The 12260-nt window shown below is 56.1% G+C and carries 10 protein-coding genes; 8 read left to right on the forward strand and 2 right to left on the reverse strand.

All coding sequences use genetic code 11. The features are described 5' to 3' along the window. The first annotated feature begins 384 nt into the window (after nucleotides 1-384). The 6 genes from K933_RS06445 (at nucleotide 385) to K933_RS17850 (ending at nucleotide 7023) form a co-directional block, all read left to right on the forward strand. Nucleotides 385-1353, forward strand: a complete 969-nt coding sequence (locus K933_RS06445) for a hypothetical protein (RefSeq protein WP_023393892.1) — start codon at nucleotides 385-387, stop codon at nucleotides 1351-1353. Further along, nucleotides 1350-3227 (forward strand): UvrD-helicase domain-containing protein, encoded by a 1878-nt coding sequence (locus tag K933_RS06450; RefSeq protein ID WP_023393893.1) that lies wholly within the window; start codon nucleotides 1350-1352, stop codon nucleotides 3225-3227. The genes K933_RS06445 and K933_RS06450 overlap by 4 nt, the downstream gene beginning before the upstream one ends. Next, on the forward strand, nucleotides 3224-4678 hold the full coding sequence (locus tag K933_RS06455; RefSeq protein ID WP_023393894.1) for a hypothetical protein: 1455 nt from the start codon (nucleotides 3224-3226) through the stop codon (nucleotides 4676-4678). Before K933_RS06450 ends, K933_RS06455 begins: the two co-directional genes overlap by 4 nt. Nucleotides 4679-5015: 337 nt before the next feature. Next, a complete protein-coding gene (locus K933_RS06460; protein WP_023393895.1) occupies nucleotides 5016-5708 on the forward strand; it encodes a hypothetical protein in 693 nt (230 codons plus the stop codon). 71 nt (nucleotides 5709-5779) lie between these two features. Then, entirely contained in the window at nucleotides 5780-6343 is a 564-nt protein-coding gene (locus K933_RS17845) for a hypothetical protein (protein WP_152529759.1), read from the forward strand. 59 nt (nucleotides 6344-6402) lie between these two features. Continuing rightward, complete coding sequence (locus K933_RS17850) at nucleotides 6403-7023, forward strand: hypothetical protein (RefSeq protein WP_152529760.1); 621 nt, start codon at nucleotides 6403-6405, stop codon at nucleotides 7021-7023. 43 nt (nucleotides 7024-7066) lie between these two features. Here K933_RS17850 and K933_RS06470 read toward each other — a convergent pair whose 3' ends face one another. Beyond that, entirely contained in the window at nucleotides 7067-10342 is a 3276-nt protein-coding gene (locus K933_RS06470) for an N-6 DNA methylase (RefSeq protein WP_023393897.1), read from the reverse strand. 1022 nt (nucleotides 10343-11364) lie between these two features. On the opposite strand from K933_RS06470, the gene K933_RS18290 reads away from it, so the two are divergent. Next, nucleotides 11365-11532: a hypothetical protein gene (locus K933_RS18290; RefSeq protein ID WP_161631406.1), complete on the forward strand. Its 168-nt coding sequence runs from the start codon at nucleotides 11365-11367 to the stop codon at nucleotides 11530-11532. 89 nt (nucleotides 11533-11621) lie between these two features. Further along, nucleotides 11622-11912 (forward strand): hypothetical protein, encoded by a 291-nt coding sequence (locus tag K933_RS17855; protein WP_152529761.1) that lies wholly within the window; start codon nucleotides 11622-11624, stop codon nucleotides 11910-11912. A gap of 10 nt (nucleotides 11913-11922) precedes the next feature. Here the strand turns inward: K933_RS17855 and K933_RS06475 are convergent, their stop codons facing one another. Continuing rightward, a complete protein-coding gene (locus K933_RS06475) occupies nucleotides 11923-12246 on the reverse strand; it encodes a hypothetical protein (protein ID WP_049947663.1) in 324 nt (107 codons plus the stop codon). Nucleotides 12247-12260: the final 14 nt, after the last annotated feature.

Genomic DNA, 12260 nt, shown 5'->3' on the forward strand with positions numbered 1-12260 from the left:
TGGGGGGTGCGAATTGTCCTAACTGGCGACAAGGCTAAAGGGGTACATCGGAATGATGTGTGATATGGTTGAAACAAACCTAATCGAACGGACAACCCGGTCCGTCGGGGACCGGGGTCAGATGCGGCTCGTCGCCGAACACTGGCGCGAAGTGTTCGGTGCGGCCGGTGAGGTTGAGTACGACCTTGTTGAGTGTAAAAACGGCACTCGGGAAGTTCGGATACGGCCGAAAGCATAGACCGATGGATTGGTGCAAACAATCCAATCGAACCAGCCCTCCACATCGACAGCGAGCGACTGACGAACGAACATACATGCTCGCGGTGCAAGTACGTTCCGCCGTTCTGCCTGTCGTTGGAGGTGATTCCCTAAAATAGGACTCCCATGAACGACACACACGACCACGAATCAAGTATCGACCTCCCAGAAGTTTGGAAGGACGCAAAAGAATGCCTCGACAACGCCCCTAGCCCGTCCGCGGAGGGGCAACTCGCCTCTGAGTTCGCGGAGTCTATCGCACTCGCAGTTAGTGAGGGTGAGAAGATGACGACGGCAGAGTCGCTTCTCGGCCAGTTCGCACGGAATTCTGACATCGCAAAGTCGACGATGGTTAAGGAATTCGAAGAGGAGTTAGAGGCTCTCGAAGCCGCCACGGAAGAGGATGAGGACGACGGCGATGGAGAGGTGCTGAAGCACTCAATAGACACTCTACTTGAGTCCCACCTCGACGAACTCACTATCTACAAGCCGAGTGACGCGTCTGCGAAGCCGCGGTACTCGTGGGCGTTCGGGACAGGAGTGAGGGTTGAGACCGAAACGGAACACCTCGCCCCGGACTCGTTCTGTCAGTGCTACCACGACGCATCTGGTGCAGAACGGAACGCGAGGACGCCCGACGACCTCAACGGGTCTTGGACAGAATATGTGCGCGACCTCATTTCGGCCCTTCAAAACGATGGGGAGAAGGTACGCGTTGTCCCTGTGGAGGGTGTTCGGACGCAGGCTGTCCAAGACCTCCGCGATGCTGTGGAGGGCAAGCCGGCGACGACCGACCTGAAGACCGCGGCCCAGCAGTACCGTCCGTACGTCAACCCCGACGACCCAAGCGTGGTACAGGTACCGTCAGCGGCCATTGAGCGCATCCTCGCCAACTTCGAGGATTGCTCGTACAACGACCTTCAAATCGAACTCGACAAGCGGGAGGTGCGTGCAGGGAACGTCCGCCAGACGCAGGTCGCCCGCGGTATGAACGTCCGCTTTTGGCTACTTGACCGCGAGTGGCTGGATGTGGAGGTTGAGGAGGGCGAACAAGAGACTGCAGAGAACGGGGGTGACTCCCGTGTCGAGGCATGAATGGCATCGACATCGTAGGGGTCGAAAAGGTCCCTATCGACAAATCCCTGAAAATCAACGGCCCACCGGGAACGGGTAAGACGACGCAGGGTATCGCACGGGTCGTTGACCTTATCGAGACGCACGGGTACACTGTTCAAGACATCGCATGGGCGACGTACCGACGTTCGCTTGCTGAGGACGTTCTCGACCGCCTCGTCGATGCGGAGGTGTTGACGGACGACGACATGGAGAAACCGTGGCTCGGTCGTACTGAGTACTTCAGTACGGTCCACGCCATCGCTCGACGCATCGCGGAACGGAACGAAATCCGTCAGTGGAACGCTCCGCGGTGGCACGATAAGCAGGACTTCATGCTTTCACAGTATTCGCTCCCGTTCGAGAGCAACTCGAACAACTCGCCCGACTATGGGGCACTCCTGTTCGGCGTCTACCAGTGGTTAGTGAACAACAACCTCCCGATGGATGCCGCCCACCAGTGCCCTCGGTTCGACGAACTCCAGTCGGAATGGTCGTCCCACTCATCTCTCAACCAGTTCGAGGGGGAGTGGGAAGATTACAAGCAAGAGAACAATATCGTAGACTTCCACGAGTACTTGACACACGTTCGAGACGGGGGCATCGCGCCCCCAGTCGACGTGGTGGTCATCGACGAGTACCACGACGCGTACCCGTTGCTTGACGACGTATGCAGGATGTGGATTGACGCCGCGGAGGTAGCTATTGTCCTCGGCGACCCACAACAAGTCGTCAACGTCCACGAGGGGGCGACACCTAAACTGTTCGAGGACCTCGCCCACCCCGAAGTCCAACTGGACAAGACGTGGCGCGTCCCGCCAGTCCTGTGGGGCGCGGCCGCCGACGTGCTGGCTGGGTACCATGAGCCGCACGAACCCGAGCTTAACGAAGACGTGGTGGGAGACCTCTACGAGGTTCGCCCACCCCAAATCGACTACAATAACGATACCGACGAGTGGATGACGCCGTCGCGCGAGTACGGGACACCCGACGACCTCGTTGAACGGTTCGACGATTCGATGCTGTTCCTCGCCCGAACACGGAGGATGGTCAAGGGTATCACGCAGGCGTTCCTCGACGAAGGCCTGCTGTTTCGCTCGCAGGTCGGAAACGGATGGCGTTCGAACGACCGCCGTCGACACGTGTACAACGCACTCCAGCGTCTTCGCGGCGTCGACGTGGAGATGGGTGGCTGGCATGAGTACGAGGTCGTCTGGTCTGACGACGCAGGGTCAGCGGACGAGGAACCACCTCAGGAAATGCACAGCTACGAGATGGGTCACCTCCTTCAGCAGACGCCTGCGAAGTTCCTTCGCCTCTCTCGCGGCGAAATAGACGCGGTGGCCGCCAACCTCCTCGACAGCGCGAAGTGCGTCTCGATTACCCGGCTTGGGACGCTCGTCACGGACGAGTTCTGGACGGAGATGACGGGCGGTGCCGGTTCTGTCCATCACCTCGTCCACCGGCAAGGTGACCGCGCACTCGAACATCAAGTCATCGAGGCGGCGCTCAACTACAACGAGGGGCCGACCATCGAAGTAGCTCCTGACACGCTCCACGACGACGGCCTCGACGACGCACCCGACGCTCGAACCATCCACGCGAGCAAAGGGTCGGAAGCCACCGTGGCCGTCGTCTACGACGGAATAACGTCGACTATCTCGCAGGGCATTCGGCGTGACCCGACAGTAGCCGCGAACGAAGACCGCGTCTGGTACGTCGGTCTGACCCGCGCGATGCAGTCCGTCGTGGTCTGCCGAGATGTGTGGTGGTGGGCTGACGAGTACCTGCCGTGGACGATTTCGGACCGAACGACGAACGCCTCCCTCCCTTCCAAGAAGGGTGATTCCCAATGAATACGACCTCCCACGACCACCAAGATATCGACTGGCACAGCATCCGAGACCACGTAGTGGCGAATATCGACGATATCCGTCCAGCGACGTACGATGAGATGATGGACGGAGTCGAAGCCATCCATGACTCCAACGAGATACCGATGGGTGTCCTTGACCTCGCGGTAGAGACTGGTCTCCTCAAGCGGCAAGGAGACGGTCTCGACGACTCGTACACGTTCAATCTGCCGCGGGCCAACGAAGAGGTCGAAGAGAAGGGCTCTGATACTTCCGAATTGCACATTACCGACGACGGTCGGAAGTACGCTCTAGCGATGGTTGAGCGTGACTCATGGGTCCTCTACGAAGAGGGTGAGAAGCAGGTGAAGGCTCCCTGGAAGACGGGAAACCTCTACAATGCCGCGTGGGGTGGTCAACTCGACGCCGACGAACAACCGGAGACGGATTTCGAGACCGCCCGACGTTGGTCGGAGATGGCGCACTCTACGGGACTCCCTGGTGTCGCCGAGTGTGGCGAGGTGCATCCCGGGTACCTGCTCCAACGCGAACTGCTTCCACCCGGGGTGAACATCATACTCATCGACATAGACGACTGTATAGACCCCGAAACGAACGAACTCTTACCAGAGGCGCGAAGAATCATCGACCGCGCGAACTCGTACACCGAGGTCTCGATGTCTGGGACTGGAGTTCACATCTTTGTCTTCGGCCGCCTCCCCGAGTGGTTCCCATCCTCACGGCTCGTAGAACCGATGCATACGGACGAACAACCCGCGGGGGAACAACCGAAGGTGGAAATCTACCAGCGACGACGCATCGTTATCACGACAGGCGACCACCTCGCCGGTACGCCTGACGATGTGGCGGACGGGCACGACCTCATCGCGGACCTCTGTGACGAGTACTATGAAGACGACCGTACCGCAGAGGACGTACTGAAGGACCTCTCGTCGCGCGACGACAAGTACGACAGCGAGTCCTCTTCAGGCGACCGCTCACCGTACTTTGATGTAGACCCGGCGTCACTCCTCGGGTCAGGCTACCGAAAAGTTGGAACTCGCGTACAAGGACCACACCCTAAGCACGGTTCCTCAGGTGGTTCGTCGTTCGCCGACGGAGGGCGGAATTTCGCTGTCGAGAACGACGTGTGGACGTGTTACCGCCACGGTACGGGTGGGAATGCCCTACACCTCGTCGCGGTGATGGAAGAGTACCTCAACTGCGGAGACGCAGGCTCCGGATGTCTGGATTCGCTGTCAGACACAGAGTTCGCTCAACTCTGTTTGGACGCCCGCGACAACCACGGATTTAGCGGGAAGCCGCCCTACCAAGCCCTCCTTGGAGTTGCTAAGTCACAAGGTCTCGCCGCGGACTCGGCTGACCAATTCGATTACGGGCTTCGTGACGTTCTCACAACGATGTACGAAGGCACAGACTCGGGGATGCTCTGACCTCTCCGACTGCGGCCCGAACCCATTCATATCGGTCAATAAAGGTTCAGACAGTCAGAGTCGGTAAGCCAGTCATCGCTCGTCCACTCGCGTAGCGTGGGTTCGGTCAGATTGCCTCAGAGACGAACGAGATTGCACCTCAGAGCGACGAAGTGAGTTTCGTAGGGTAGTGGAAGAAGACGACGTTCTACCGCGACGTGAAGAACCGCAACGGGATTGGCGAGGTGATGAGTCTGTCTGGCATCCCGATGACTGACATTGAGCATTCGACGTGGGACGAGGGTGACTTCATCTTTGACGCCGATGAGAATATGGTAGTGCCCATCGTTAGGAATGTGTGTCGAACCCGGAGTCTGAAGGCGATATCACGTTCTTCGAGTATATCGACCGGCTCGCCGCGGAGAAGGATATTGCACGCGATAGCATCGAGTACGCTGAACTGATTGAGGAGAAGAAGCCACTCTACATTCTCACTACTGACGAGTTCGGTCCTTTCGAACGACGGCGACTCGCTATTTGGGATGTTCAGAAAATTATTCGCTTCGCGTGCGACCAGTACGAGGACGCGTATGAGAGGGCCTTGGAACACAACAAGGGCGGGAACACAGACTCAATTCCGTTTGAGCCAGCAGAGATAGCTGAGTTCAATGCAAGGTATACTACTGGAAATATGCTATTATTGGCGTACACGCTGGCATACGAATTTGTTGTCGACCTCTCAGCAGAACTTGCTCGGGACAACGACCTCGGAAGTGAGCAGAAATCGGTCTCTCAAATGAAGAAGAAGGAGGTGACTGAACGACTCTACGAGGCAGGCGTCATAGACGACGACCTGAAGGGACATATCCAGCACGTCGCCAACCGGCGGAACGAGCTCACTCACGACATTGAGGAGAGATATTTACTCTCGAACTTCGCTGATGACTTGGTCAAAGATACGGCCAGACCGCTCTATGCAGTCGACGGTCTCTTCCACATCAAGTTCGACGAGCACGCCTACATCCCAGCGGTAGAGATGCAAGAAGAGTAAACAACCGAGACTCGAACCTATTCCGAACGGACTATCCGGTCGTTGATAATGCTACATCGATTACCGCTTGCATGATTGTAGAAGCGCTCGTCGAGTGGGTGAGCCAGTTCTTTCATCTCACAACCAACAACCCTGGTTCGACGATAGCTCTCCTGAGTCTCCTTGCTGGAGGTGTCTGGTATCGGTTGAGCAACCTCTCTTCTCCAGAGGACCGCGAGAGGTTCCTTCATCACCGATTCGATGACCGAGCATGGAAGAGAGAGCCACTAGTAGCAGAGTTCGATACATTACACGTCGTCGAAGCGCAAGGATACCTCTACAAACTCCGCCGATTCTTGTTCGGTCACCTAGATGGGCGGGCCGTACTCGTGCTCGATACGAATTTTAAGGTTCCTGATGAGGTGTGGGAGCTTGAGGAGTTCGTCGACATCTACAGAGATGAGCTTCCTTGCCACGTAGAGATACAGTCCTCAAAGCAAATCAGTCCGAGCAGAGTTCAACTCGCTCTAGAGATTCACTCTCTGGACCCAGACGTGATTCAGCTGGTGGTTAGTGAGCTACTCAATTTCCTTCACCACGTGGACAAAACAGGCGACCCGAACTCCCTACAACTCCGCTCTATCGTCTTAGCCTAAGCCACTTTGTTTATATCTGCTTCTGAGCCTCTAGTCACCATCGTTAAGATGTAACCAGTATGAACGCTGGCATGGAACCCCGCTCGGAGGAGGGTGTTGGTATTGAGTTTGATGAGACGAGTAAACACGTTCGTATCAAGCCGAATCCTGACGAGCAACTGCCCTTAGATGTGTGTTCGGCCGAAGGCGGATGCTTTGTCTTCGATAACAATGGTGCTGAACTCCGACTCAACAACCGCCGATACTGGAAGAAGGACCCAAAGGCAATCGTCTGGATGGCGCAAGACCTCCGAGAAGTATACGAAACCCCTCACGAGGTAATAGAGGAAACAGCGGGATACGAGGTAGTAACTCTGTTCTACGACAGCGAGTACCCGGACGATGATGTTCCTCATAAAGAGCGAACTATGGAACTCGTTGGCCCGAGCCGAGAACTCCCTCCGCTTGACGGTCATGACTCAATTGAGCCGCAGGAGTCACCGTTGACGGTCAAGACGGACGATTGGTACGCCGAAGACCATCCCTCAACCATCCAGATAGTCGATGGGGAGGAGGTACTGAGAGAATGGACGGTTGAACACACAGAGGATGGGGAGAAGAACCCACAACTCGGGGCTGAGGTAGCATGGGCAATTCGATTAGCCTACGAGCGGCCGTGGGAACTTCGAGACCAGAGCTGAACAGCTCTCATCAAAGCGATACACCCACTTCTGAGGAGAGTAACTACTCTGAGTCACCCATATCTGTCAGCGTCGTCTGGGTCGGCTGAGATTCTTCAAGCGCCTCAATACACAGCTCGGAGAGTTCTGACCGGATGGGCTCCATCTTCTCGCGTTGCCGCCGTCGAATCCAGCTGAGCGCGGTCAACGGGTTGTACTGGTCAAGTAGTTCGGGGAGAAGTTCCTCCGCCTTCGCCTCTCCACGCATCGCGGCGTCTCGGATGGCGGTGTGGGTCTCGTCTTCTGGGTTGTACTCCGGGATAGCAACCTCCCAGACGCGTTTGTGAACGTCGCGGCCACCGAAGAGTCCACGACTCATCATCTCCTCGATGAGTTCGAGAATGAGCGGCGCGTTGAGGAATCCACAGAGGTAGTACGCCTCATCAACGTTGTCGGTCCCATAGGAGTAGCACTTGTGGTCAACGACGAGCGGGAGATTGCCCTCGTTGTTGCGCTGAAGGTCGATTTCTGTCTCTTGGGTGGTCGGGTCATCAAGGTCAGCGGTATCGACGACTGCTCCGTACACGTATGAACCGCTCGTGTTCTGAAGAACCCGATACCGCGCGTCAGGGTCCTGCTGGGTAAGCTTGTGTCGATAGTTCAGCCACTCAAGCACGTCCTCGTCGGTGGTCTCCTCTTTGTAGTCGTCCCATTGCTCTTCCGCGTTGGCTATCCACTCAGGGAGATGCTGGAACCCACTGGTTCGCGCCTCCTCTTCGGTATAGAGATGGTACGAGTCGTTCTCGATTTCGACCGGGAGGACAGAGAGCGGGAAGTTGAGGTGATGGAAGTGGATGAGCTCACTCCCGGTCACGGTGTGGAAGATGAACTGGCTCTCTATCTGTTGGCTCATCTCTACGTTGTCCCACGGTTCCTTTGCACGGTCTTTCGCGCGCTGAGAGGTTTGGACGAGGGGCGCGGTCGGGTCGGGCGAGAAGGTCGGGTGTTCCTCGAACTCAACGAACCAGAGCGACCGAGGGACGATAGTCGCCCCCTGCCGTATCTGAGATTCGTACGGTGACTCGGCGCGGAATACCTCCGGGTCGAGTTCGCGCGTCATCACTACAGAGCGCTCACCGAGGATGTTCAGATAGAACGTCGTCTCCTCCATCTCAAGCCGCTCACGTGAGACATCTACGTCGACGTTCGCTTCTGGGAGTGTTCCGTTGTACGTCCGACCTTCCACCGGCGAACGCTCTCCCTCTGCTTTCTGTGCGGCGATGACGCAGGAGGGGACGTTAAAGAGAGGCGATACACCCTCCAAGTCCCAGAGTGTAGTCGGGTGAGCAGAGCCGTCACCAAATTCGAACTCGCGGAGGTTGGCGAGGTGGTCGGAATTGAAGATGCCACGTGGCATCACGAACGAGATGTAGCCATCATCCTTCAGGTAGTGGTCGATGCTGTATGCGAAGAACAGAGCGGCCAGCTCCATGTGCGTCATGTTCTCAACCTCTCCAGAGTCCAGCAGTCCGTACTCGTCAATGGTGAGGTCTCGAACGTGGCTCTCGTAGTCCTCTCGCGTAATGTAGCGGTACGACAGCCATGGAGGATTGCCCAGTATACGGTCGAACCGCCGATGTTCGAGGTAGATGGGCTTGTAGACGTTCTTCAGGATGAACGTCCAGATAGTGTCCCGGTCTTCTTCTTGAAGGTCGCGGATGCGCTTGACGATGCTCTCCCAGATGACGTTCCGCTCTTCATCACTCAACTCGTCATAGTCATCCCCGATGCGGCGGCTCAGGAACGCGTTGAGGCTCTCTTGGTTGATGCTATCGTTCGCATCCAAGTACGCCTTGGAGCCGTCGAGTACATCGTTGAGGATGTCAAGGTCGTCCGCTACCGTGACGGGAATCTCGAATACACCGTCATCCTCGTCGGACTCGAATCTGTAGACCTTCACCCCTTCCATCCGTTTCTCATAGGAGGGGGGCTGGATGCTGTTGGAGAGGTAGACCGGGATGGAGACGGAGCCGCTTCGGTGGTCCCGGAGAATGTCACCTACCGCAAGGAGGTAGTTCACGCGGGCCGTGATGACCGCGAGCGGGTGGATGTCGACGCCGACCACGTCCTTGAAGATGTGGTTGAGGAGTTCCTGCCCCTCCTTGTCGAGGTTCTCGCGCTTGTACTGAATAGACTTGAAGAGAAACGTCCCGGACCCGCAGGTCGGGTCAAGCACGGACGCGTCGGGCTCGTCTTCGAGTTGGTCCTCGACGACTTCCTGCACGAGCCAGTCAGGCGTGTAGTACTCGCCGAGACTGTGCCGCTCTTGTTGCCCGACGAGGTTTTGGTACAGTTCCTTCAGCACGTCCTCTTCGATAGTCGTGAGGTTGTAGTCACGGAGCCGGGAGAGGAGATGCTGAGCGACTCGCGTGTCAGCGCTATCTGCTTCAGGGCGCGAAATCCACGCGAAGAAGTCTTCCTCGATAAAGTTCCGAATGCCCCACCGTGAGAAGACTTCTCCAGTTATGACCTCATGGACTTCACCATCAGGAAGAGTTCCGCCGGAGTACTGAACGTAGGCCATCAGCTTGGCGAGGACGCTCAGATACGTGTGGCGAAGGAACAGTTCCTCTGAATGGTGTTCCTGCTCCCCGTGAACGATTTCGAGGTAGCGCCGCCACTCGTCAAAGAGAACCTCGGCACCGTCCTCACGTACGTCGTCCCACTCCTCTTTCAGTAGCTCAAGCCCTTCGCGGTAGAGCGGCGTACCTGGACCGAAGTCGCTGACGAAGTTCTCCGCGGTAGGGGCGATATTGTCACTGAAGAGCAGGTACTGGTCGAGCTTGCGGTATACGCTTTCAGCATCGTCCTCGGCGAGATGTATCTCGTCGACAGGGTTGAGTTCAACATTGTCGGGACTCAACGTCTCTCCATCCTCTAATTCTGCCGTGTAGACGATGCAGTCCAAGCCGTCGCTAGCAACAAGGTAGTACTCTTGGTCCTGTCCCTGTTCGGTCCAGATGGCCGTGATGTACTCGCGTAGCTGGCTCTCTGCGTCGTTTTGGAACTTCTCTAAGCTCGTTTTGAACTCAATGAGGACGTTCCCGAGCCGTGCGTCGATACGACCCCGAATGGCGACTGCCGCTTCATTGGTAGCGACGTATTCTTCAAGAAAGGGAAGGAGGTCGTCTGCTTCGCCTGAGTTGAGCGTATCGAAGGTGCCCTGGATGAAGTTAAGGAAGTGGTGACCGAGAGCCGCCTCACTATTGGCTCGTCGCGTCGTGTCAAGGTACTCTTGGAGAGACTCGGAGAACCCACTTCCCTGGGACGAGGACGACATGTGTTGAAGGTATCACATCTACAACTTAATTGGTGCGATTGCGGTATGAAGGTAGATGCACTTCTGCGACCGACTCTATCCCACCACCCTTCGCGTGGTCATAGCGAGAGATACTGTGTTCTGGTGTTGTCGAGGGTAAACTCAAATAAACTCGCTTCGAGTTAGCCACGGTATAGAAGGTGTATTGATGGTTAGATTGAGCACCGTTTCCAGAAACCGTTTATACCGTTGCTACAGGGCCTCCGTCACCCCCGCATGCGGGCGACCCTTCTGTAGTCGAGGTACTGAGGGAGTGTGTCTATACGGTGGTGAGGTAGTGAATCATCAAGGCAAGAGGATTGTCAGAGCAAGGGTCATCCTCAACTACCGGCGCAACCCAAGACCTCCACAGATATGATGAGGCGATTCTCATTTGAGCCTCTACACCTACGAGACCTACCCAAGAAGACCTGCACATATTTGACATCGTGAACAGGTCATACACCATACAAGAGCAATAGTCCTCAATGACGTGGGTGAGAACATGGCAGACACGCCAGACCCAGAAGTAGAACAGTTGCATCGACAAGTTACCGAGCTGGAGCTGAAGCTCATCGCCACGCTTGAACCTCTAGGTGGGTGGCGGTCCGAAGAAGTCCGGGAGTCAGTCATCAGCGATGTAGTGGGTGGAGCCCGCGGTGCGAGGCATGAGTGTCCTCATCTCGATTGACCACGGACTCATCAGTATGGAAGACGTGTACTGGCCGTCTGAAGAGAGTAGATTGATTGATACCTCAGATATCGACGTTTCGGTTTTCCACCAAAGCTCTCTCCTATCTACACCTTGGCCCTGAGGGGGCCCAAGTGATGCATACAGTCCGGGGCACCTCTTGGTCTGCCCGATAGACTCGTCGGCTGGGTGGAGATGCGAGGACTGCGGTATCGAGTACAACGACCTCACCGACGCTCACGAGAATGTCGTCGAGTGCGGTAGTTTCTAACCTCGGCGAAGCATCGATTCTCCAGAGATGGGGATTAAACAGGTGAACAGCCTCCTCGACACTATCTATGCTCTTACATCGTTCGGCACGCTCTTCTTCGGAATTGTTGCTCTCTTAGCTGGCGTCCGGACAGAGATTGTCTCTCCGGTAGTACTCGCTGGAGCGGTGGTTGTGGGGTTTATCAGTATCTACTGGCTTCTCGGCGGTTAGTATAGCCTCTCTCCTTCCGAGACTTCGTCAAGAATGCTTAGTTAACAACGGGATAAGAGATATACGTGGGACTGCCAAGCAGTCAAAATATGGCACGCTACTCTACAGCAAACGGAGATTCGATTAAGGTCATTGTCAAAGACAACGATTCCCTGTCGTTCTCCGACGAAGTGGTCGTTGATGCCTTTTCAACTCAGCGGGGAGCACAAGGAACATTCCAAGGTAACGAACACTCCGCTGAACGACAGCAGATATCCGATGATGATACGCTGTTTGATATTATCGTTGAGCCGAGCGGAGAGAGGCGGACAAAGCGGTACGAGGGCTGTATACTGACGAGCCCCAGCGAGTGGAAATGTGCCGCGGTACGTGAGCAGTAACCGACGCTCGTTAGACCATCCCGGGGGCGACGAATAGGTAGTTGACTACGAGAGAGATGAAAAAGTAGAGGAGAAGAAATACGAATATCGTGGCGACAACGTTCTCTCCTACCATCCGAAACGAAACGACGCCACTCAGAGTTGCCGCTCCTGCGTCAACGATAAGCGAGAAACCGGTTGGCTTGAGGGAGAGGACGAGTGCGATAAGAAAGAGCTGTAGGCTCTCACCCCCCGACTGTACCGAGGATAGGTCAGCTGTTTTCAGAAATATAAACGCGAATATCGCTAGAGCCGCTCCGAATGCGGCTCTCACCATCTCCCCCCAATCGCTCATCAAGTACATACGTA

Source organism: Candidatus Halobonum tyrrellensis G22, assembly GCF_000495475.1.
Taxonomy (GTDB): domain Archaea; phylum Halobacteriota; class Halobacteria; order Halobacteriales; family Haloferacaceae; genus Halobonum; species Halobonum tyrrellense.

Excerpts from the sequence above, each read along its gene's own strand:
- K933_RS06445 (WP_023393892.1), top strand. The coding sequence starts at position 385 with ATGAACGACACACACGACCACGAATCAAGTATCGACCTCCCAGAAGTT.
- K933_RS06450 (WP_023393893.1), top strand. The coding sequence starts at position 1,350 with ATGAATGGCATCGACATCGTAGGGGTCGAAAAGGTCCCTATCGACAAA.
- K933_RS06455 (WP_023393894.1), top strand. The coding sequence starts at position 3,224 with ATGAATACGACCTCCCACGACCACCAAGATATCGACTGGCACAGCATC.
- K933_RS17845 (WP_152529759.1), top strand. The coding sequence starts at position 5,780 with ATGATTGTAGAAGCGCTCGTCGAGTGGGTGAGCCAGTTCTTTCATCTC.
- K933_RS17850 (WP_152529760.1), top strand. The coding sequence starts at position 6,403 with ATGAACGCTGGCATGGAACCCCGCTCGGAGGAGGGTGTTGGTATTGAG.
- K933_RS06470 (WP_023393897.1), bottom strand. The coding sequence starts at position 10,342 with ATGTCGTCCTCGTCCCAGGGAAGTGGGTTCTCCGAGTCTCTCCAAGAG.
- K933_RS17855 (WP_152529761.1), top strand. The coding sequence starts at position 11,622 with ATGGCACGCTACTCTACAGCAAACGGAGATTCGATTAAGGTCATTGTC.
- K933_RS06475 (WP_049947663.1), bottom strand. The coding sequence starts at position 12,246 with ATGAGCGATTGGGGGGAGATGGTGAGAGCCGCATTCGGAGCGGCTCTA.